This is a genomic window from Salmonella sp. 32120201201600049SM (assembly GCF_017572835.1).
Lineage (GTDB): Bacteria > Pseudomonadota > Gammaproteobacteria > Enterobacterales > Enterobacteriaceae > Salmonella > Salmonella enterica.
Genome location: NZ_JAGESA010000006.1, coordinates 97,059 through 117,987 on the forward strand (window position 1 = coordinate 97,059; position 20,929 = coordinate 117,987).

Genomic DNA, 20,929 nt, shown 5'->3' on the forward strand with positions numbered 1-20,929 from the left:
TATAGCTATTATGATTAAAAAAATCATATTTACTGTTACTCCTATATTTTCAATTCCTCCTCGTGGTGCGGCTGCGGTAGAAACCTGGATTTACCAGGTTGCAAAACGACTATCAATACCGAGTGCTATTGCTTGTATAAAGAATGCTGGCTATCCTGAATATAATAAAATAAACGATAACTGTGATATTCATTACATTGGGTTTAGTAAAGTTTATAAGCGTCTTTTTCAGAAATGGACTCGTCTCGACCCACTACCCTATTCCCAGCGTGTCCTTAATATTAGAGATAAAGTGACTACCCAGGAAGATAGCGTCATTGTTATTCATAATAGTATGAAACTGTATCGGCAGATCAGAGAGCGCAATCCAAATGCAAAACTGGTTATGCACATGCATAACGCATTTGAACCAGAACTGCCTGATAATGATGCAAAAATTATCGTGCCCAGTCAGTTTCTTAAAGCGTTTTATGAAGAAAGATTGCCCGCCGCTGCTGTTAGTATTGTGCCTAATGGTTTTTGTGCTGAGACTTATAAAAGAAACCCACAAAATAACCTCCGTCAGCAATTAAATATTGCGGAAGATGCCACCGTTCTCTTATATGCCGGGAGAATTTCGCCTGATAAAGGCATCCTGTTGCTTTTGCAGGCGTTCAAACAATTACGTACCTTAAGAAGTAATATTAAACTTGTCGTTGTTGGCGACCCTTATGCAAGCCGCAAGGGTGAAAAAGCAGAGTATCAAAAGAAAGTACTGGACGCCGCAAAAGAGATTGGAACTGATTGTATTATGGCTGGGGGGCAATCTCCTGACCAGATGCATAACTTCTATCATATGGCCGATCTGGTTATTGTGCCATCTCAGGTTGAAGAAGCATTTTGTATGGTGGCTGTAGAAGCGATGGCAGCAGGAAAAGCGGTTCTTGCCAGCAAAAAAGGGGGGATTAGCGAATTTGTGTTAGATGGCATAACGGGCTATCACCTCGCAGAACCTATGTCGAGCGACAGTATAATTAATGATATTAACCGTGCGCTTGCTGATAAGGAACGCTACCAGATTGCCGAAAAAGCAAAATCCCTGGTGTTTTCAAAATACAGTTGGGAAAATGTAGCGCAGCGTTTCGAGGAACAAATGAAAAACTGGTTTGATAAGTGATTGAGTCCTGATGATGGAAAACGCGCTGATACCGTAATAAGTATCAGCGCGTTTTTTTATCTATTTCTTAGCGCCAGCAGAAAACCGGTAATGATACCAATTTGAGCAATATCGACCTGTTCAAAATTGCCACGAACGATATAAAAACCGACGAAAGATAAAAATAGCAAGAGATGAGCATTGTAGGGGCTTATCTCTACTTTCCTGAAGGTAGAGCTGGCTGTTTCCCTGATGATAGCGCCATATAAATAGACCAGGCTCGCCAGACCCAATATGCCTGCACTAAACCAGATGTACAGAATGGTATTATGCGGACCGATAGATTCTTTAAAGGTCCACGTTGGATAATCGACAACGCGTTTATTATAAACACCATCATACACATCATTACCATAGCCGTAGCCCTTGATCGGGTTTTCCTGAATCAGTATCCACGCGGTGCCCTGGGTTCCGTTAGTATAACGATATGAGCTATCTGTCTGCTGTAATTTATACAGTAGTCGCTCCTGATCCGGTTTATGGCTTTGCTGAGTGATAACTAAAACGCCAGCAATAACCAGGATAGCAGCGCCAATTCCCATTAGTTTCCACTGGCGGTTCAAAATCGCCCATAAAACGCCCACCACTAAAACTGCCAGCCATGCTCCCCGCGACAAGGTGCCTAACATTAAGAATAAGTAGACGGCGCTCAGCGCAAAGAAAGCGAGTTTGAGCGATGTTTTTCTGAATAGCCAGATATTCAACAATGCCGGGAACAGAAATACCATTGAATCAGATATATGTCGATGGTCATAGTTTGTAAATGGCATCACCCCCCTGGAATAGTCCTGAATATAAAAGACAACTTCTACCAGCGAACGTAATCCTAAACTTGTTAAAAAGGAGAAAAGTACTATTTTCGCAACCGTTTCTTTTGTTTCATCTTTTAATAGTACGGGAATTAATAAAGTATATAATAAGAAACCCTCCAGTACCGTATTTTCAAATTCCTTGAAACTTTCTTTCATATCTGGCGATATGAGTATGGAATAAACAAGGATTAATGATAATACTGCTACGCTATAAAATACGCTATTTTTGAAAAGAGGGGGGAAACTTTTCGGTGAGCGTGAGACCTGATAAATCGCGGTGATAACCATAAGTATGATTATCAAATGTTTATAACGCGTAATACCATCCAGAAAATACGTGGCAACAAAAAGAAAAACCAGCGCTTTATTCCAGATCGGCTTCCATTTCTCTTTATTTAACGTTAATGATGTGGTTAGCATCTTTTCTCCACAATAGGTTTGGGATGAGACAGAGTCTCTTTAATGAATCTTTCCAAATACGCTTGTGGCATCTAAATTCGCCAGGTTCTGTTCTGGTGAGCAGCATGCCATTTGGTTCTTCCCATAACCTCCAATTAACCCAGGGTCCGTTGGGCCATATAGCGTAATATTCGGTCTGTCGAGCGCGGCGGTGAGATGGCTCAGGCCGGTATCAACCGATACGACAAATTTTGCGCCAGCCAGCACTCTGGCGACCTCCTCCAGGCTCATGCGCGGTAACACATCCACATAGTCAAAGCCTTCGGCCAGTCGTTTAGCCCGGGCCTCCTCATGAGGCGCGCCCCAGGGAAGTTTTATCCGTAATCCGGTGTTGCCTACCAGGCCGATAAGCTCGCGCCAGTTTGCTTCCGGCCAGTGTTTATCATCGCGGGTCGTGGCATGTAAAAACACCGCATATGGATCGCTAACCGCCTGCTGACAATGCAGAAAATGTTTTGCGATGGCATAATCGCCCTGCGACTGCGGTTTATCGTATCCCAGGCTTTTGGCGAACAGCTCGCGCGTCCGTTCAACCGCATGTTGTTGCTTTGCGATATGGTGTTTACGGTTATAAAACAGGCTGGCCAGCGGTTCGCGGGCGGTACTCCAGTCCATACCGTGCTTTATCCCATGCGCCAGACGCGTCACCAGCGCCGCGCTTTTTACCAGCCCCTGCGCATCAATCACAGCGTCGTATTGGTATGCGCATACCGCCCGATGAAAGGCTATGCGTTCCGCTTTAATGGGCGCGGAAAACCAGGCCTTGCGCCAACGGCGAATAGCGACGGGAATCACGCGATCGACAGCACTGTGCCAGGACGGAATTTGCGCAAACCCTTCTTCGACAACCCAATCAAATTGAATCCCCGGAATCGCCTGTTGCGCGTCGGTAAGCGCAGGCAGGGTATGTAATACGTCGCCCATCGATGATGTTTTAACGATCAAAACCCGCATTAAACGCCCTCTTCCGACAACAGCGAATGCAGCTCTTCCAGAACCCGCTGCGGCGTGATATCGATCAGGCTCTGGTGATAGCCTTGCGCCGTATCGCCTTTACGCACTTTGTGATAACCCGTAATGAGACGAATCACCCGGGCCTTATGAGACAGCGGTGGCGTGAAATCCGGGCTACTTGGGCCATACAAGGCGACCAGCGGGCGGTCGAGCGCCGCCGCGACGTGCATCAGCCCGGAATCGTTGGTGACGATGGCTTTACAGGCGGCTATCAGAATGACGGCCTGTTCCAGCTGGGTTTCCCCCGCCAGGTTGCGACACCATGCCTGCTGCTCGCTATTCAGCGCCGCCAGGATCTCATTTCCGGCTTCATGGTCTTTTGCCGAGCCAAACAGTACGACCTGGTACCCTTCGTTAATGAGCTGTTTTGCCAGTTCGGCGTAGTGATAGTGCGGCCAACGTTTTGCCGGGCCAAATTCCGCGCCGGGGCAAAAGCCGATCAGAGGACGTTCAGAAGATAGTGAAAAGTCGCTGCACATCAGCGACTTTTCACCCTCGCTAACCTGGAGCTGCGGCCAGAGCAGCGGCTGCGGCAGATCTTTCGCCGTGCGCATCACGCCCTTGTCATAGGCCAGCGCCACGTAGCGCTCCACCATCAGCGGCCAGGCGTCTTTATCAAGGACGCGCGCATCGTTCAGCAGGCCATAGCGCATTTCGCCGCGCCAGCCGGTACGGTGCGGGATATTGGCAAAGAAAGGAATCAGCGCCGATTTAAACGAATTTGGCAACACCCAGGCGCGATCGTAGCGCTTCTCTCGCAGGCTATGGCCCAATCTGCGGCGCTCGCCGATTTCCAGCGCGCCGTGGCCCAGCGGCATGGGTATCGCCTCGTTAACTTCCGGCATACGCGATAACAACGGACGGCACCAGGCTGGCGCCATCACGTCGATTATCGCCTGGGGATAGCGCGCTTTAAGCGTGCGATAGAGACTTTGCGACATCATCATGTCGCCCACCCAGGACGGGCCAATGACCAAAATTTTCATACTTACGCGTCGCGGTTCAGCCAGGCCATATACTCCGTGACGCCTTCGGCGACGGTCTTAAAGGGTTTGTCGTAGCCCGCGTTGCGTAGATTGGTTAAATCCGCCTGCGTAAACGCCTGATAGCGGCCTTTCAGCTTATCCGGGAACGGAATGTATTCAATGCTGCCTTTTTTATGGTATGCCAGCGTCGCGTCGGCGACGGCCTGGAAAGATTCCGCGCGGCCTGTGCCCAGGTTAAAGATGCCGGACTTGCCGCTTTCCAGGAACCACAGGTTAACGGCGGCCACATCGCCCACGTAAACGAAGTCGCGCTTGAAGTTTTCGCTGCCTTCAAACAGTTTCGGGCTTTCGCCGTTGTTTAACTGTGTATTCAGATGAAATGCCACGCTTGCCATGCTGCCTTTATGGCCTTCACGTGGTCCATAGACGTTGAAATAGCGGAAACCGACAATCTGCGAGTTCGCTTCTGGCAGGATCTGGCGCACATATTCATCAAACAGGAATTTAGAATAGCCGTAAACGTTAAGCGGTTTTTCGTATTCGCGCGATTCGATGAAATCAGACGTGCGACCGCCATAAGTGGCGGCAGAAGAGGCGTAGAGGAACGGGATTTCGCGCTCAAGACAATAGTGCAGCAGCTCTTTGGAGTATTGATAGTTATTATCCATCATATACTTGCCGTCCCACTCGGTGGTGGAAGAGCAGGCGCCTTCATGGAAAATAGCTTCGATATCGCCGAGCTCTTCTCCGGACATAATCTGGATCAGGAAATCTTCCTTATCCATATAGTCAGCAATGTTCAGATCCACCAGGTTTACAAACTTGGTGCCGTCTTTCAGGTTATCCACCACCAGAATATCGGTGATACCTTTATCATTCAGGGCCTTAACGATATTGCTGCCGATAAAGCCTGCGCCGCCGGTAACGATGATCATAACTGTAACCTTTGAATTATGGTGTCAGAGACTGTCTCAGACATGAATGCTCTTATCATAACACTATTCATCCATTCACTGATAACCCGTGAGGATACGCGTGATTTATGCTGCATTTTAAAGAAGTGATGACGCGTCATCTCGTATCAACGTATCGCTTTGGGTAATATGTGCTGAAATTTGCCCAGTCTGGAGAATCGCAATGCGTGGGGATTTTTACAAACAGTTAACCAACGATCTGGAAACCGCTCGGGCGGAAGGATTGTTTAAAGAAGAGCGCATTATTACGTCTGCGCAGCAGGCGGATATCACCGTGGCGGATGGAAGCCACGTTATTAACTTTTGCGCCAATAACTACCTCGGGCTGGCGAATCACCCTGAGCTGATTAATGCCGCAAAAGCGGGTATGGACAGCCACGGTTTCGGTATGGCGTCCGTGCGTTTTATCTGCGGCACCCAGGATAGCCACAAAGCGCTGGAGCAAAAGCTGGCAAGCTTCCTCGGCATGGAAGATGCGATTCTGTATTCCTCCTGTTTCGACGCTAACGGCGGCTTGTTTGAGACGTTGCTGGGCGCGGAAGACGCCATTATTTCCGACGCGCTGAACCACGCGTCTATCATTGACGGCGTGCGTTTGTGTAAAGCGAAGCGCTATCGCTATGCCAACAACGATATGGCTGAGCTGGAAGCGCGGCTGAAAGAGGCGCGTGAAGCCGGCGCGCGTCATGTCCTGATCGCCACCGACGGGGTGTTCTCAATGGATGGCGTCATCGCCAATCTGAAAGGCGTCTGTGATCTGGCCGATAAATACGATGCGCTGGTGATGGTTGATGATTCTCACGCGGTAGGCTTTGTCGGCGAAAACGGTCGCGGTTCCCATGAATACTGCGACGTAATGGGCCGCGTAGATATTATTACCGGTACGCTGGGCAAAGCGTTAGGCGGCGCATCCGGCGGCTATACCGCGGCGCGTAAAGAGGTCGTTGAGTGGTTGCGTCAGCGTTCCCGCCCATATCTGTTCTCCAACTCCCTGGCGCCGGCGATCGTGGCGGCTTCTATTAAAGTGTTAGAGATGGTGGAAGCGGGCGCAGAACTGCGCGATCGCTTGTGGGCGAACGCCCGGCAGTTCCGTGAGCAGATGTCTGCCGCGGGATTTACGCTGGCAGGCGCGGATCACGCCATCATCCCGGTAATGCTGGGAGATGCGGTTGTCGCGCAGAAATTTGCCCGCGAACTGCAAAAAGAGGGCATTTACGTTACCGGTTTCTTCTATCCGGTCGTACCAAAAGGTCAGGCGCGTATTCGTACCCAGATGTCTGCGGCGCATACGCCTGAGCAAATTACGCGTGCGGTAGACGCGTTCACGCGTATTGGTAAACAACTGGGCGTGATTGCCTGAGGATGTAAGATGAAAGCGTTATCCAAACTGAAAGCGGAAGAGGGCATCTGGATGACCGACGTTCCGGAACCGGAAGTCGGCCATAACGATTTGCTGATTAAAATCCGTAAAACAGCCATCTGCGGTACTGACGTTCACATCTATAACTGGGATGACTGGTCGCAAAAAACCATCCCGGTTCCGATGGTCGTGGGGCATGAATATGTTGGCGAAGTGGTCGGCATCGGTCAGGAAGTGAAAGGCTTTAAAATTGGCGATCGCGTCTCCGGCGAAGGTCATATCACCTGTGGTCATTGCCGCAACTGCCGTGGTGGTCGTACTCACCTGTGTCGCAACACCACCGGCGTGGGCGTCAACCGTCCCGGCTGCTTCGCGGAATATCTGGTCATCCCGGCGTTCAATGCGTTTAAAATCCCGGATAACATTTCTGATGATTTAGCCTCTATTTTCGACCCGTTTGGTAATGCGGTGCATACGGCGCTGTCTTTCGATCTGGTCGGCGAAGATGTACTGGTATCGGGGGCGGGGCCAATCGGCGTAATGGCCGCCGCGGTGGCGAAACATGTTGGCGCGCGTCATGTGGTGATTACTGACGTCAATGAATACCGTCTGGAGCTGGCGCGCAAAATGGGCGTCACCCGCGCGGTCAACGTCGCGAAAGAGAGCCTGAACGACGTCATGGAGGAGCTGGGAATGACCGAAGGATTCGATGTGGGTCTGGAGATGTCCGGCGCGCCGCCGGCGTTTCGTACCATGCTGGACACCATGAATCACGGCGGTCGTATTGCGATGCTGGGGATTCCGCCATCAGATATGTCTATCGACTGGACAAAAGTTATCTTTAAGGGCTTGTTCATTAAAGGTATTTATGGTCGTGAGATGTTCGAAACGTGGTACAAAATGGCGGCGCTGATCCAGTCCGGTCTGGATCTGTCACCGATTATCACCCATCGTTTCTCTATTGATGATTTCCAGAAAGGTTTTGACGCCATGCGTTCAGGCCAGTCAGGAAAAGTTATTCTGAGCTGGGATTAATATGTATAGAGACCCGATGATATTTATCGGGTCTGATATTCGTTTCATCGTAAAAGGTTGGTGTCATTCGCCAACCTTTTTTGTTAGGGAAAATCTGGAAAGCCGTAAAGAATTGTCATAGACATCAAGCATTCGTAATTGCGCTTTACTCTTATTTTACTCGCTAACGTCACGCTCTACTCTGAGTTTTGTGCTTGCTTTTTACTGTAAAAATTAATTATGGCGGCTTAATAGTTTCTTAATAGAGCCACAGTATAAAGGCAGGGTAAATTAAGGTTTTTCTGGTAATCGTTATGAAAAATAGTAAAACCAAAGTGAGTATCATTGTCCCGTTATATAATGCGGGAGCGGATTTTAATGCTTGCATGGCGTCGTTAATCGCGCAAACGTGGTCGGCGCTGGAAATTATTATTGTGAATGATGGATCGACAGATCATTCCGTTGAGATAGCAAAACATTACGCGGAACATTACCCATATGTTCGACTGCTTCATCAGGCCAATGCTGGCGCATCTGTCGCCCGTAATCTTGGCCTGCAAGCGGCGACCGGCGATTATGTCGCCTTTGTCGATGCGGATGACCAGGTCTACCCGAAGATGTATGAAACGCTGATGACTATGGCGCTTAACGATGATCTGGACGTTGCGCAGTGTAATGCGGACTGGTGCGTCCGAAAAACCGGGCACGCCTGGCAATCTATTCTGACCGATCGTCTGCGTTCCACCGGGGTATTAAGCGGACCGGATTGGTTGCGTATGGCGTTGGCCTCGCGGCGCTGGATGCATGTTGTCTGGATGGGCGTTTATCGACGTGCGTTAATTACCGATAACAATATTACTTTCGTTCCCGGACTACATCATCAGGACATATTATGGTCGACGGAAGTTATGTTTAATGCCACGCGCGTACGTTATACCGAACAATCATTATATAAATATTTCCTGCATGATAATTCGGTAAGCCGTTTGCAAAGACAAGGCAATAAAAATCTTAATTATCAGCGGCATTATATTAAAATTACGCGATTATTAGAAAAGCTCAATCGTGATTATGCCCGTCGTATTCCGATTTACCCGGAATTTCGCCAGCAAATTACCTGGGAAGCGTTACGCGTTTGTCATGCGGTACGTAAAGAGCCTGATATTTTGACCCGCCAGCGTATGATTGCCGAAATTTTTACTTCTGGCATGTATAGACGGATGATGGCTAACGTCCGCAGCGCGAAAGCGGCTTATCAGACGCTGCTCTGGTCTTTCCGGCTGTGGCAATGGCGCGACAAAACCTTGTCGCACCGTCGTATGGCCCGTAAGGCGCTCAATCTGTCTTAGCGCTCACGTTTTTAGGCGCGGCGATTTTCCCCCAGCCTTGCCACTGGTGCTGAAACCAGGTAACCACGGAACTTTGCGTAATGCTCTCGCCGATGACGCTGAAAAAGCGCGTAGCGTAGACCGGTTGCAGCGGTTTTTTCGGCTTGCACATCTTCACGCCGCGAAAGGGATTGCGCGGCGCGTCAATTTTCTGCGGCGTTACACCAGGTCGGGACGTATCTACCTGCGGTTCGTTGAGCAGGCTGCCTGGACGTACCAGGGTGATATCCGCCGGCAGGCGATAAACCATCTGTTGCAGCACGCGAACCGTTGCGGGATGCGGATGACCAATCGCGATAGCGGAACCGTTGCGACGGGCCAGTTCGATAGCGCGATTAAACTGACGGCGGATATCCGCCTCGTTTTGCGTATCGTCGAGGAACACTTTGCGCTTGATCACTTTCACACCCGTACCGGATGCCGCGCGCATCGCCTGGCTATTGCCAATCGTCATGCTGTCGAGAAAATAGAGATTGTAATGTTCCAGCGCCTGCATAACTTTTTGCATACCGAACAGGCTGGAAGTCATTGCGCTGCCCATGTGGTTATTAAGCCCAACGGCATACGGCACGTTGTTTACCGCCTCGCGGATAATGCGCTCGATCTCATCGCTACTCATATCTGGTCGCAGCGTATCCTTCTCCAGCGGCTGTTTGCTTAACGGCGCCATCGGCAGATGGATTAACACCTCATGCCCGCTATTGTGCGCTTTAGTTGCCATTTCGCGCGCGTGCGGCGCGTTGGGCAGTACGGCGACGGAGATGTTTGGCGGCAGCGCCAGAACCTGGTTTTCCGTATGCGGGCGATAGCCAAAATCATCAATCACGATGGCGAGCTTGCCAGCGAAAACGGGATGTGCAAACGCCAGCAAAGTGGCCAGCGTGAGAATGGAGCGACGAAACTGAGGCAAAACTTATCTTCCCAACCACGGCTGTGGATTGACGGCCTGACCCTGGCGACGAATTTCGAAATAAAGCGAGGGTCTGCCCTGACCGCCGCTACTGCCCACAAGGGCGATAGGTTGTCCGGCGCGCACCTGCGCGCCTACGCTGACCAGCGCGCTCTGATTATAGCCGTAAAGGCTCATATCGCCTTTACCATGCTCCACGACCACCACCAGGCCATAGCCTTGCAGCCAGTCCGCCAGAATCACCCTGCCGTCGGCGATGGCTTTGACCTCGGTGCCTTCCGACGCGCCGATCACCATCCCCTTCCAACGTAGCTCACCCTGCAGCCGTTCGCCATAGCGATGCAATATCGGGCCGCGTACCGGCCAGTATGCTTGACCGCGAGGCGCGCCCAGACCGCCGGTGCGGGACATTAGCGAACGCTCGCTTTCCGTCGGCTTATAGGTGCTGCCTTTACGCGAGGCTTCCTGCTGCTTATCGCGTACCGCCTGCGCTTCGCGGGCTTCACGCTCCGCTCGCGCTTTGGCCGCCGCTTCCGCCCGCGCGATACTGTTGCGTAGGCGTGATTCGTTGGCGCGCAGTTCGCTTAACTGTTGCTGGCCTTGCTGAATAGACGACTCCAGTCCGGCAAGCGTTTTCTTACGTTCATTACGCGCCTGCTCCAGCTTGGCCTGCTGAGCGCGCTGTTCATACAGCAACGTTTGTTGTTGGCTTTGCTTCTCTTCCAGCTCGGCTTTTTGTGTGGCGACCTGTTCGCGAGTCTGTTTCAGTTCGGCGATAGTCTCCTGGCGCGCCTGGTTCAGATAGCCGAAGTAGGCCTGCAGGCGTTGCCCACGCTGGCTCTCTTCTCCGCTAAGAATAAGCTGAATGCCGGTGTGTTCGCCCTGGCGGAAAGCGGCGTCCAACTGTGCGGCGAGATTACGCTCCTGGCTGGCTTTTTGCTGCTCCAGTTTGGCAATTGAGGCGTTCATCTCATCAATTTGCGCGTTTAACTGATCCAGGGTGCTTTGCGTTTCGCGCAGCTTACGTGCTGCGGCCGAGATGGCCTCTTCCTGGGCTTTAAGTTGTGCCAGGAGGCTGGCGCGTTGTTGCTGCTGCTGGCGTACGTCGCGTTCTTTCGCGGCGATATCGGCCTGAATAGATTTGAGTTGATCGCGGTCATCCGCGTGGGCGGAAAAGGCGCACAACAATACGCCAGCGCTAAGTACGCTGGCGTAGAACAAAGGCCTGACTGAAAACGTTCTTGGTTTCACGGCCTGTTGAATGGTGTTAATCGCCTTTCCCCTCATGGGGAGGGATTATTCCACGATGAACAGCGGCTTACCAGTCATCTCTTGCGGGATTTCCATCCCCATCAGCGACAGCATGGTAGGCGCAATGTCTGAAAGTTTGCCGCCTTCAACCGCCTTCACGTTTTTCTCGCCGACATAAATCAGCGGCACCGGCAGGTTGGTGTGGGCGGTATGCGCCTGACCGGTCGCCGGATCGCGCATCTGCTCCGCGTTGCCGTGGTCCGCGGTAATCAACAGTTGTCCACCAACGGACTCAACCGCTTTTGTTACCTGTTCAATGCAGTTATCCAACGCTTCCACCGCTTTGATGGCGGCTTCCATCACGCCGGTATGACCGACCATATCGCCGTTTGGATAGTTACAAATGATGGTGTCGTACTTACCGCTTTCGATCGCCGCGACCAATTTTTCAGTCAATTCTGCAGAGCTCATTTCCGGTTGCAGGTCATAAGTGGCCACTTTCGGGGAGTTGATCAGAATGCGCTCTTCGCCAGCAAACGGTTCTTCTACGCCGCCGTTAAAGAAAAAGGTTACGTGCGCATATTTTTCCGTTTCGGAAATACGCAGCTGAGTTTTGTCGTTTTTCGCCATCCATTCGCCAAAGGTATTCGCCAGCGACGCTGGTGGGTAGGCAACGGCAGTTTTGATGTCGGCGGCGTATTCGGTCAGCATCACGAAGTTCAGATTAACCACTTTCTTACGCGCAAAGCCGTCGAAATCAGCATTAACGAAAGCGCGGGTAATTTCGCGCGCGCGGTCAGCGCGGAAGTTCATGAAAATCAGCGTGTCGCCGTCTTCCATCGCCGCATCAGCCTGGCCCTCGGCGCGGATAACGGTCGCTTTGACAAACTCATCGTTTTCATCACGAGCGTAAGCGGCCTGCAGGCCAGCCACAGCGGTATCCGCCTGGAATTCGCCCTGGGCCAGGGTCATCAGATCATACGCTTTTTCCACGCGATCCCAACGGTTGTCGCGGTCCATAGCGTAGTAACGACCGACGATAGACGCCACGCGGCCTTTGCCCAGCGCGGCGAATTTGTCTTCGAATTTTTTCAGCGAGGCTTCAGCGCTGCGCGGCGGCGTGTCGCGACCGTCGAGGAAGGCGTGCAGATAGATTTTTTCTGCGCCGCGCTCTGCGGCCAGTTCCACCATCGCCATAATGTGATCTTCGTGGCTGTGGACACCGCCCGCGGACAGCAGACCCATAATATGAACCGCTTTACCGGCGTTTTTCGCCTGGTCTACCGCATTGGTCAGGACTGGGTTAGCAAAGAAAGTACGTTCTTTAATTTCAACGTCCAGACGCGTCAGGTCCTGATAAACGATGCGGCCTGCGCCCAGGTTCACGTGGCCCACTTCGGAATTGCCCATCTGGCGGTCAGGCAGACCCACTTCCAGACCAGATGCGTCGATCAGGGTATGCGGACGTTTTGCCCACAGAGCATCCATCACCGGGGTTTTGGCGTTTAAGATAGCGTTATCCTGCTGTTCTTCACGGTAGCCGTAGCCATCCAGAATCACCAGTACCATAGGTTTTTTAGAAACCGACATTGCGACAACCTCATACTCAATAGACAAAATAATTGCGTAATTTTACTACAGCTGAATCGATAAAATAGCCTCAGAAGATCAAAGAAAGGGATCGCGCTGGCGTGAGAAGGCAAGTAATAGCGTGATTTTTTTTCGTAGCGCCCCGCAAAAATGCATTCCAGTGCACGCTCTGGCTGTATTTGCGCCACTGCACAGGTATACTCCTTTCCTGGTTTTTTAATCACTACGTCGGGAGTTGTTACCCCCCATGCAAGAAATTATGCAATTTGTTGGCCGTCATCCCATACTGAGTATCGCCTGGATTGCGTTACTGGTGGCGGTTTTATTTACCACGTTCAAAGGTCTGACTTCAAAAGTTAAGGTGATTACACGCGGCGAAGCCACGCGCCTTATCAACAAAGAGGACGCCGTTGTTGTGGATTTACGTCAACGTGACGATTTCCGTAAAGGCCATATCGCTGGCGCGACCAATTTGCTGCCGAGCGAAATCAAAGCCAACAATGTTGGCGAACTGGAAAAGCACAAAGACAAGCCGATTATCGTGGTCGACGGTTCAGGTATGCAGTGCCAGGAATCCGCTAACGCGCTGACAAAAGCCGGCTTTGAAAAGGTCTTTGTGTTGAAAGAAGGCGTAGCAGGCTGGAGCGGCGAGAATCTGCCTCTGGTGCGCGGTAAGTGATTACCCGTCGTTTTCATGACGCAAGGGGAATGACTTGCCCTTGCGTCGACATGAAATCCATCGGGTAAAAAACAGGAGCGAAGTCATGGCCAATATTGAAATCTACACCAAAGCAACCTGTCCGTTTTGCCATCGTGCAAAGGCGCTGTTAAACAGCAAGGGCGTGAGTTTCCAGGAAATTGCGATTGACGGCGACGCCGTGAAGCGTGAAGAGATGATCAAACGTAGTGGCCGAACGACGGTTCCGCAAATTTTTATTGATGCACAGCACATTGGCGGTTGTGACGACTTGTATGCGCTGGATGCGCGTGGTGGACTGGATCCGCTGTTGCGTTAAGGCGTACTCAAGTATTTAAGGACAACACTAAAGGGTTTTACACATGTCAGAACAAAATAACACTGAAATGGCTTTCCAGATCCAACGTATCTATACCAAGGATGTTTCTTTCGAAGCGCCAAACGCACCGCATGTTTTCCAGAAAGATTGGCAGCCAGAGGTTAAACTGGATCTTGATACGGCATCTTCCCAACTGGCGGATGACGTTTATGAAGTTGTGCTGCGTGTTACCGTAACGGCTTCCCTGGGGGAAGAAACCGCGTTCCTGTGCGAAGTTCAGCAGGCCGGTATTTTCTCCATCAGCGGTATTGAAGGTACTCAGATGGCGCATTGCCTGGGCGCATACTGCCCGAACATTCTGTTCCCGTATGCTCGCGAGTGCATCACCAGCCTGGTTTCACGCGGTACGTTCCCGCAACTGAACCTTGCGCCGGTCAACTTTGATGCGCTGTTCATGAACTATTTGCAGCAGCAGGCTGGCGAAGGTACTGAAGAACATCAGGATGCCTGATGAACCAAAGTAATGCGTCAATGACAGTCATCGGTGCCGGCTCGTACGGCACCGCTCTTGCCATCACTCTGGCGAGAAACGGCCACCAGGTTGTCCTGTGGGGCCACGACCCAAAACATATCGCGACCCTGGAGCACGATCGCTGCAACGTCGCGTTCCTTCCCGATGTGCCTTTTCCCGATACGTTACACCTGGAAAGCGACTTAGCAACCGCGCTGGCGGCCAGTCGTAACATTCTGGTAGTGGTGCCAAGCCATGTTTTCAGCGACGTGCTGCGGCAGATTAAACCGCTGATGCGTCCGGATGCGCGTCTGGTATGGGCGACCAAAGGCCTGGAAGCGGAAACGGGGCGCCTGTTGCAGGATGTCGCTCGCGAGGCGTTAGGCGATCAAATCCCGCTGGCGGTGATTTCCGGTCCGACGTTCGCTAAAGAGCTGGCGGCGGGTTTGCCGACGGCAATCTCGCTGGCCTCAACCGATGAGACCTTTGCCGACGATCTCCAGCAACTGTTGCACTGCGGAAAAAGTTTTCGCGTCTATATCAATGCGGATTTTATCGGCGTGCAGCTTGGCGGCGCGGTGAAAAACGTGATTGCGATTGGCGCGGGGATGTCTGACGGCATCGGCTTCGGCGCGAACGCCCGCACGGCGCTAATCACGCGTGGACTGACCGAAATGTCGCGGCTTGGCGCAGCGCTTGGTGCCGATCCCGCCACCTTTATGGGGATGGCGGGTTTAGGCGATCTGGTGCTGACCTGTACCGACAACCAGTCGCGCAACCGTCGTTTTGGCATGATGCTTGGCCAGGGCATGGACGTTAAAGGCGCGCAGGATAAGATTGGCCAGGTGGTCGAAGGCTATCGCAATACGAAAGAAGTTCGTGAATTGGCGCACCGTTTTGGTGTTGAAATGCCAATAACCGAGGAAATTTATCAAGTATTGTATTGCGGAAAAAACGCGCGCGAGGCAGCATTAACGTTATTAGGTCGCGCCCGCAAGGAAGAGCTGAGTCGCCACTAGCCGTAAGGAACTGTTTGCATAAACGACCCAACCCGCACAGAACGGGTTGGTCGTTTTCTGCCCGTCTGGAGTAAGCCATGCCGTGTGAAGAACTGGAAATCGTCTGGAAGAATATTAAAGCTGAAGCCCGCGCTTTAGCTGACTGTGAGCCTATGTTGGCCAGTTTTTATCACGCCACGCTACTCAAGCATGAAAATCTGGGCAGTGCGCTGAGCTATATGCTGGCAAATAAACTGGCTTCGCCCATCATGCCCGCTATCGCTATCCGTGAAGTAGTTGAAGAAGCCTATGCCGCCGACCCGGAAATGATCGCGTCGGCAGCCTGCGATATTCAGGCCGTGCGCACTCGCGATCCGGCGGTGGATAAATACTCCACGCCGCTGTTATATCTGAAAGGCTTTCATGCGCTACAGGCCTACCGCATTGGTCACTGGTTGTGGAATAAAGGTCGCCGCGCGCTGGCTATCTTCCTGCAAAATCAGGTTTCAGTCTCGTTTCAGGTGGATATTCACCCGGCAGCGAAAATTGGCCGCGGGATTATGCTCGACCATGCCACCGGTATTGTGGTGGGGGAGACGGCGGTTATTGAAGATGATGTGTCGATCCTGCAATCCGTCACCCTGGGCGGTACCGGGAAAACGAGCGGCGATCGTCATCCTAAAATCCGCGAAGGCGTGATGATTGGCGCGGGCGCGAAAATTCTCGGCAATATCGAGGTGGGGCGCGGCGCGAAAATTGGCGCAGGTTCCGTCGTTTTACAGCCTGTCCCGCCGCACACTACCGCCGCAGGCGTTCCGGCGCGTATTGTCGGCAAGCCGGGCAGCGATAAGCCGTCGATGGATATGGACCAGCATTTCAACGGGCTACACCATACGTTTGAGTATGGCGACGGCATCTGAATTGCGCGGTACAACTAAAAAACGCTGTTCCGATGGAGTGCAATCCCGGAACAGCGGAGCGAAGAATTCGCAATGTGGACAATCAGGCTGCGGATGATGTCAGCGTGATGCGATCCAGCGGGCCGACGATAAACAGATATGAAATGAGACCAATAAGTCCCATCGAGCCAACGTATAAAATGGCAAAGTCGAACGACTGAGTATTGGCAAGAATCACGCCGATGACCAGAGGCGTAACGATGCTTGCCATATTGCCGCACATGTTAAATACGCCGCCGGCAATACCCAGAACTTCCTTCGGCGAGGTGTCGCTGAGTACGCACCAGCCCAGGTTACCAAACCCTTTGGCAAAAAAGGCCAGACTCATCGCCGCAATGACCACAAATTCTGAAGAGGTGTAGTTGGCGATCACAATTACGCAAGAGAGCAACATACCGCAGATAACAGGCAGTTTCCGCGCGACGGTAAGGCTATAGCCGCGTTTGAGTAGCCAGTCGGAGAACACGCCGCCGAGCAGGCCGCCAATAAAACCGGCAATGGCTGGAATACTGGCCACAAAACCGACTTTCAGAATCGACATGCCTTTCGCCTGGTACAGGTAGGTCGGGAACCAGGTCAGGAAGAACCAGGTGATAGAGGTGACGCAGAATTGCCCGATGTAAACACCGATCATCATCCGGTTAACACAGACGGTTTTAATCTGCGCGAACGTTATTTTCTGCGGCTCCTTTTTACAGCCCAGAGAGGGCTCGCCACCACCGCTACGAATATAGTCAATTTCCGCTTGATTAACTTTTGGGTGGTGCATCGGATCTTTGACTTTCATTAACCAGAATATACCGAGCATCACGCCAATAGCGCCAATATAATAGAAGACAAAATGCCAGCTTAAATTATGCAGAATGATCGTCATTAGCGGGGTGATAATGCCCAGCGAGATATATTGCGCAGCCTGATAAACTGAAGTAACGAAACCTCGTTCATTATTGGGAAACCATTGTACGCTTAAACGGCTGTTCGCCGGAAAGGCAGGCGCTTCAATCGCGCCCATCAGCAGACGTAGAATAACCAGTACAATTAATGGGCTGCCATACAGATAGATCGTTCCCTGAAACATGGTTACTAACGACCAGCCAATCAATGCGCAACCGTAAACCAGTCGTGAACCGTAGCGGTCTAATAGCCAACCACCGGGTAGTTGCATAATGACATAGGCGATACCAAATGAGGAGAAGGCCAGGCCCATCGCTTCCGGATCAAAACCTAATTCTTTACTCATTATTGGGGCAACTACGGATAGAGTTGCGCGATCCGCATAATTAAATACGGTAGCAAGAAATAAAAATATAAGAATGGTATGACGCACTTTTGTGCGCTTTATTATTGTGTTCATTATCTACTCCTCAGATAAGGGCAGAATGCATCCTGTAAGGTAAGAGAGGCGGGACGGATTCCCGCCAGTCGGGTTAAGGGCGTTTGCCAAATTCACATGTTAATTGTGTCCAGCGGCGCGCTTGTTCACTGAGCGTGAAACCCAGACCATGACGATCGGAAATCCACATGCGGCCATCGCGCAGCTCAAGTTGCTCGTTGAATAATGGGTTCAGCCACTCGAAATGTTCCAGCCACGGCTCCAGGGGATACGCTGCGGAAAGGTGCAGGTGTACTTCCATCGCAAAGTGCGGCGCCAGCTTACGCCCGTGTTTCGCCGCCAGATCCATAATCTTCAGGAAAGGAGAGATACCGCCGACACGCGGCGCATCTGGCTGAACGAAATCGCTGGCATTGCCCAGAATCAACTGCTCGTGTTCCCGGAAACTGGTCAGCATTTCCCCGGTGGCGATAGGCGTATCCAGCGCGGCAGCAAGCTGGGCGTGGCCTTCGATGTCGTAAGCATCTAATGGTTCTTCAATCCAGATAAGGTTGAACTGTTCCATTTTACGCCCCATGCGGATAGCCGTTTCGCGATCCCACTGCTGGTTAGCGTCAACCATTAACGGGAACTCATCCCCAAGCGCTTCACGTACTGCGGTTAAGCGGCGAATATCCTCAGCGCAGTTGGGTTGTCCGACTTTCAACTTAATACCGCCAATGCCATTTTCGCGGGAAATCACCACATTTTTCAGCACTTGATCGAGCGGTGTATGCAAGAACCCCCCTGAGGTGTTGTAACACTGAACGGAGTCGCGGTGCGCGCCCAACAGTTTTGCCAGTGGCAGACCGGCACGTTTAGCCTTCATATCCCATAAGGCGATATCGATAGGGGAGATAGCCTGTACCGCCATCCCGCTACGCCCCACCGAGGCTCCGGCCCACAGCAGCTTGGTGTATATTTTGTCGATATCATTGGGATCTTCGCCCAGTAGATTGTCGGCTATCTCTTTGGCGTGAGCATAAATACCCTGGCCGCCAGCACGTTTAGAGTAGCTAAAACCAACGCCCTCAAAGCCATCGCGACTGCGGATTTCGGCAATGATGATTGCCACTTCGGTCAAAGGTTTCTGGCGACCGGTCAGTACCTTCGCGTCACTCACTGGCGTCGCCAGCGGTAGAAAAGCCAGTGATAGCTTCACCCATTCGATACGATCGCCGGTTTCTGCCGCGGTTCTGGTATTCGCCGCTTTTGCATACGTTACGGCGTCGGAATTCGCGCTTAAAGCCATTTTTTTTCTCCTGATAATCACAAAATGATTGCGCTAACATTTTTATTATTAAGCGAACACAGGATCCAGAAAGTTGATGTTGATTTGAACATTTGATCACATATGTCGTATAAAAAGCAGGATTTATTGCAAAATGGATCACGATCCAAAAATATCTGGGGAAATGCATAATACAAAATGATGGCGCTATCATTTTGTAATGACTGAGCTTGATAAGCTACTGTATTTACGGCCTTTCCTGATGCGAAGCTGGCAATAGCCGCAGGCATGATGAATAATGCGCGGATAAATCAGCCAATCTTTGCAGGGGCATCAGACGTGAAGAGAACCAAATCACCTCGTGCGCCGACGCTGGAAGATGTAGCACGTAGCGCCGGGCTGTCTCCGATGACAGTCAGCCGGGCATTGAATTCGCCACAACTGGTTCGCCCCAAAACGGTTGAGAAAGTCATGCAGGCGGTTCGCGTCACAGGCTACATACCCAACGCGTTAGCCGGTGGTCTGGCGTCGCGACGGAGTAAATTAATCGCTGTCGTCGTGCCGCAAATTAACAACAACATGTTTGTCGATACCATCCAGTCGCTGAGCGATGAACTGGCCCGACGCGGATATCACATATTGCTGTGCGTGGCGGGATATACCGAACAAACGGAAGCGGAATTGGTGGCGACACTGCTTTCCCGCCGCCCCGATGGCGTGGTGCTTACCGGGATCCATCACACGATAGAACTGAAAAAGGTCATCCTGAACGCGGCTATTCCGGTGGTGGAAATTTGGGACTTAACGCCCACGCCGCTTGATATGCTGGTCGGTTTTTCCCATGAAAAAGTCGGGCAGGCGACGGGGGAGTATCTTCTGAGTAAGGGCTATCGTCGTCCCGGCTTGTTGTGGACCGCCGATCGCCGAGCCGCGCAACGTAAGCAGGGGTTATGTAGTGTTCTTCAACGCCACGCTATTCATGCCGTACCGCAGGTAGATGTCCCCCTTCCGGCATCGCTTTCGCTGGGGCGCAGCGGTTTAAGCCAGCTTTTTGACGAAGGGACGTTTGATGTCATTGTTTGCAGTTCTGATACCCTGGCACAGGGTGCGATGATGGAGGCGGAAAGCCGTGGTTTGCGCATCCCGCATGATTTAGCGGTTATTGGTTTTGGCGACCTTGATTTTGCCGCCAGCAATCGACCGTCAATTACTACCGTAAGCGTTGACAGACGCGCCATTGGCCAGCGCGCCGCTACGCTGTTGGCCGATCGTATTGAACAGAAACCGTGCGCAGAAGCTATTGTGGATATTGGCTTTCATTTGATTGAGCGAGAGTCCGCATAAACGGGAACATGCCATCGGGATCGGCCAGGCCGGATCAGGCGTCAGCCGCCATCCGGCATTGAATATATTACGACCGTAATACCGCGCCGGAGTATCCTAACTGGCGCCACGCTTCATACACCACCACCGACACCGCATTCGACAGGTTCATGCTACGGCTATCCGGCATCATCGGAATGCGAATCTTCTGCTCTTTAGGCAACGCATCGAGAATGCTGGCGGGCAGGCCGCGCGTTTCCGGGCCAAACATCAAATAATCGCCATCCTGATAGCTTACGGCGCTATGGGCGGGCGTACCCTTTGTCGTCAACGCAAACAGGCGCTGTGGATTTTCGGCGGCGACAAAGGCGGCATAATCGTGATGGCGCTGAACCGCGGCGAATTCGTGATAGTCCAGCCCTGCGCGGCGTAAGCGCTTATCATCCCAGGTAAACCCCATCGGTTCGATGATGTGCAGACGAAAGCCGGTATTGGCGCAAAGACGAATGATGTTGCCGGTATTCGGCGGGATTTCTGGTTCGAAGAGTACGATGTTAAGCATGATG

At 51.8% G+C, this 20,929-nt stretch carries 20 protein-coding genes; 10 read left to right on the plus strand and 10 right to left on the minus strand.

Annotated elements, in window-relative coordinates; translation table 11 throughout:
• The first annotated feature begins 10 nt into the window (after positions 1-10).
• Entirely contained in the window at positions 11-1,156 is a 1,146-nt protein-coding gene (locus tag J4650_RS14405) for a lipopolysaccharide N-acetylglucosaminyltransferase (RefSeq protein ID WP_023993469.1), read from the plus strand.
• 56 nt (positions 1,157-1,212) lie between these two features.
• Here the strand turns inward: J4650_RS14405 and rfaL are convergent, their stop codons facing one another.
• Genes rfaL through rfaD form a run of 4 tightly spaced genes read right to left on the minus strand, consistent with a single transcriptional unit; the run spans position 1,213 to position 5,401 of the window.
• Positions 1,213-2,427 (minus strand): O-antigen ligase RfaL, encoded by a 1,215-nt coding sequence (gene rfaL / locus J4650_RS14410; RefSeq protein ID WP_023993470.1) that lies wholly within the window; start codon positions 2,425-2,427, stop codon positions 1,213-1,215.
• A 39-nt stretch (positions 2,428-2,466) separates the two neighbouring features.
• Positions 2,467-3,420, minus strand: a complete 954-nt coding sequence (gene rfaC / locus J4650_RS14415; protein WP_001264610.1) for a lipopolysaccharide heptosyltransferase RfaC — start codon at positions 3,418-3,420, stop codon at positions 2,467-2,469.
• Complete coding sequence (gene rfaF, locus J4650_RS14420) at positions 3,420-4,466, minus strand: ADP-heptose--LPS heptosyltransferase RfaF (RefSeq protein ID WP_000699196.1); 1,047 nt, start codon at positions 4,464-4,466, stop codon at positions 3,420-3,422. Before rfaF ends, rfaC begins: the two co-directional genes overlap by 1 nt.
• A 2-nt stretch (positions 4,467-4,468) precedes the next feature.
• Entirely contained in the window at positions 4,469-5,401 is a 933-nt protein-coding gene (gene rfaD / locus J4650_RS14425) for an ADP-glyceromanno-heptose 6-epimerase (RefSeq protein ID WP_000587771.1), read from the minus strand.
• Positions 5,402-5,603: 202 nt separating this feature from the next.
• On the opposite strand from rfaD, the gene kbl reads away from it, so the two are divergent.
• The 3 genes from kbl (at position 5,604) to J4650_RS14440 (ending at position 9,163) form a co-directional block, all read left to right on the plus strand.
• Complete coding sequence (gene kbl, locus J4650_RS14430) at positions 5,604-6,800, plus strand: glycine C-acetyltransferase (RefSeq protein ID WP_001213790.1); 1,197 nt, start codon at positions 5,604-5,606, stop codon at positions 6,798-6,800.
• 9 nt (positions 6,801-6,809) lie between these two features.
• Positions 6,810-7,835: an L-threonine 3-dehydrogenase gene (gene tdh, locus J4650_RS14435; RefSeq protein ID WP_023993471.1), complete on the plus strand. Its 1,026-nt coding sequence runs from the start codon at positions 6,810-6,812 to the stop codon at positions 7,833-7,835.
• A 293-nt stretch (positions 7,836-8,128) separates the two neighbouring features.
• Positions 8,129-9,163 carry a glycosyltransferase gene (locus tag J4650_RS14440; protein WP_023993472.1) on the plus strand — a complete coding sequence of 345 codons (1,035 nt, stop codon included), beginning with the start codon at positions 8,129-8,131 and terminating at the stop codon, positions 9,161-9,163.
• Here J4650_RS14440 and J4650_RS14445 read toward each other — a convergent pair.
• The 3 genes from J4650_RS14445 to gpmM are packed head-to-tail and all read right to left on the minus strand — an operon-like array spanning position 9,150 to position 12,953.
• Positions 9,150-10,112: a divergent polysaccharide deacetylase family protein gene (locus J4650_RS14445; protein ID WP_001135518.1), complete on the minus strand. Its 963-nt coding sequence runs from the start codon at positions 10,110-10,112 to the stop codon at positions 9,150-9,152. The two genes, J4650_RS14440 and J4650_RS14445, sit on opposite strands and share 14 nt — an antisense overlap.
• A 3-nt stretch (positions 10,113-10,115) precedes the next feature.
• Positions 10,116-11,375, minus strand: a complete 1,260-nt coding sequence (gene envC, locus J4650_RS14450) for a murein hydrolase activator EnvC (RefSeq protein WP_058814511.1) — start codon at positions 11,373-11,375, stop codon at positions 10,116-10,118.
• 33 nt (positions 11,376-11,408) lie between these two features.
• The gene (gpmM, locus tag J4650_RS14455) at positions 11,409-12,953 is read right to left on the minus strand and encodes a 2,3-bisphosphoglycerate-independent phosphoglycerate mutase (protein WP_000116576.1); all 1,545 of its coding nucleotides are present in this window, start codon (positions 12,951-12,953) and stop codon (positions 11,409-11,411) included.
• A 247-nt stretch (positions 12,954-13,200) separates the two neighbouring features.
• On the opposite strand from gpmM, the gene J4650_RS14460 reads away from it, so the two are divergent.
• The 5 genes from J4650_RS14460 to cysE all read left to right on the plus strand — a co-directional run bounded on the left by J4650_RS14460 (position 13,201) and on the right by cysE (position 16,398).
• Positions 13,201-13,632, plus strand: a complete 432-nt coding sequence (locus J4650_RS14460; RefSeq protein ID WP_001156179.1) for a rhodanese-like domain-containing protein — start codon at positions 13,201-13,203, stop codon at positions 13,630-13,632.
• An 85-nt stretch (positions 13,633-13,717) separates the two neighbouring features.
• Positions 13,718-13,969: a glutaredoxin 3 gene (gene grxC / locus J4650_RS14465; RefSeq protein WP_001273795.1), complete on the plus strand. Its 252-nt coding sequence runs from the start codon at positions 13,718-13,720 to the stop codon at positions 13,967-13,969.
• A 43-nt stretch (positions 13,970-14,012) separates the two neighbouring features.
• A complete protein-coding gene (gene secB, locus J4650_RS14470; RefSeq protein WP_000003370.1) occupies positions 14,013-14,480 on the plus strand; it encodes a protein-export chaperone SecB in 468 nt (155 codons plus the stop codon).
• Positions 14,480-15,499 carry an NAD(P)H-dependent glycerol-3-phosphate dehydrogenase gene (gene gpsA, locus J4650_RS14475; protein WP_001076596.1) on the plus strand — a complete coding sequence of 340 codons (1,020 nt, stop codon included), beginning with the start codon at positions 14,480-14,482 and terminating at the stop codon, positions 15,497-15,499. Before secB ends, gpsA begins: the two co-directional genes overlap by 1 nt.
• A 77-nt stretch (positions 15,500-15,576) precedes the next feature.
• Complete coding sequence (gene cysE, locus J4650_RS14480) at positions 15,577-16,398, plus strand: serine O-acetyltransferase (protein WP_001112114.1); 822 nt, start codon at positions 15,577-15,579, stop codon at positions 16,396-16,398.
• A gap of 82 nt (positions 16,399-16,480) precedes the next feature.
• On the opposite strand, the gene J4650_RS14485 is transcribed toward cysE, so the two are convergent.
• A complete protein-coding gene (locus tag J4650_RS14485) occupies positions 16,481-17,791 on the minus strand; it encodes an MFS transporter (RefSeq protein ID WP_001092104.1) in 1,311 nt (436 codons plus the stop codon).
• A gap of 73 nt (positions 17,792-17,864) precedes the next feature.
• Positions 17,865-19,061, minus strand: a complete 1,197-nt coding sequence (locus tag J4650_RS14490) for an L-talarate/galactarate dehydratase (protein ID WP_001218249.1) — start codon at positions 19,059-19,061, stop codon at positions 17,865-17,867.
• A 318-nt stretch (positions 19,062-19,379) separates the two neighbouring features.
• Between J4650_RS14490 and J4650_RS14495 the strand changes: the two genes are divergently transcribed.
• Complete coding sequence (locus J4650_RS14495; protein WP_001537635.1) at positions 19,380-20,384, plus strand: LacI family DNA-binding transcriptional regulator; 1,005 nt, start codon at positions 19,380-19,382, stop codon at positions 20,382-20,384.
• 67 nt (positions 20,385-20,451) lie between these two features.
• Here the strand turns inward: J4650_RS14495 and trmL are convergent, their stop codons facing one another.
• The gene (gene trmL, locus J4650_RS14500) at positions 20,452-20,925 is read right to left on the minus strand and encodes a tRNA (uridine(34)/cytosine(34)/5-carboxymethylaminomethyluridine(34)-2'-O)-methyltransferase TrmL (protein ID WP_000932336.1); all 474 of its coding nucleotides are present in this window, start codon (positions 20,923-20,925) and stop codon (positions 20,452-20,454) included.
• Positions 20,926-20,929 lie beyond the last annotated feature (4 nt).

Bases quoted from the DNA above. Each gene is read 5' to 3' on its own strand.
- secB (WP_000003370.1), top strand. From the start codon at position 14,013: ATGTCAGAACAAAATAACACTGAAATGGCTTTCCAGATCCAACGTATC.
- J4650_RS14440 (WP_023993472.1), top strand. From the start codon at position 8,129: ATGAAAAATAGTAAAACCAAAGTGAGTATCATTGTCCCGTTATATAAT.
- rfaD (WP_000587771.1), bottom strand. From the start codon at position 5,401: ATGATCATCGTTACCGGCGGCGCAGGCTTTATCGGCAGCAATATCGTT.
- cysE (WP_001112114.1), top strand. From the start codon at position 15,577: ATGCCGTGTGAAGAACTGGAAATCGTCTGGAAGAATATTAAAGCTGAA.
- tdh (WP_023993471.1), top strand. From the start codon at position 6,810: ATGAAAGCGTTATCCAAACTGAAAGCGGAAGAGGGCATCTGGATGACC.
- J4650_RS14405 (WP_023993469.1), top strand. From the start codon at position 11: ATGATTAAAAAAATCATATTTACTGTTACTCCTATATTTTCAATTCCT.
- J4650_RS14490 (WP_001218249.1), bottom strand. From the start codon at position 19,061: ATGGCTTTAAGCGCGAATTCCGACGCCGTAACGTATGCAAAAGCGGCG.
- kbl (WP_001213790.1), top strand. From the start codon at position 5,604: ATGCGTGGGGATTTTTACAAACAGTTAACCAACGATCTGGAAACCGCT.
- gpmM (WP_000116576.1), bottom strand. From the start codon at position 12,953: ATGTCGGTTTCTAAAAAACCTATGGTACTGGTGATTCTGGATGGCTAC.
- grxC (WP_001273795.1), top strand. From the start codon at position 13,718: ATGGCCAATATTGAAATCTACACCAAAGCAACCTGTCCGTTTTGCCAT.
- rfaC (WP_001264610.1), bottom strand. From the start codon at position 3,420: ATGCGGGTTTTGATCGTTAAAACATCATCGATGGGCGACGTATTACAT.
- J4650_RS14485 (WP_001092104.1), bottom strand. From the start codon at position 17,791: ATGAACACAATAATAAAGCGCACAAAAGTGCGTCATACCATTCTTATA.
- rfaF (WP_000699196.1), bottom strand. From the start codon at position 4,466: ATGAAAATTTTGGTCATTGGCCCGTCCTGGGTGGGCGACATGATGATG.
- gpsA (WP_001076596.1), top strand. From the start codon at position 14,480: ATGAACCAAAGTAATGCGTCAATGACAGTCATCGGTGCCGGCTCGTAC.
- J4650_RS14460 (WP_001156179.1), top strand. From the start codon at position 13,201: ATGCAAGAAATTATGCAATTTGTTGGCCGTCATCCCATACTGAGTATC.
- rfaL (WP_023993470.1), bottom strand. From the start codon at position 2,427: ATGCTAACCACATCATTAACGTTAAATAAAGAGAAATGGAAGCCGATC.
- trmL (WP_000932336.1), bottom strand. From the start codon at position 20,925: ATGCTTAACATCGTACTCTTCGAACCAGAAATCCCGCCGAATACCGGC.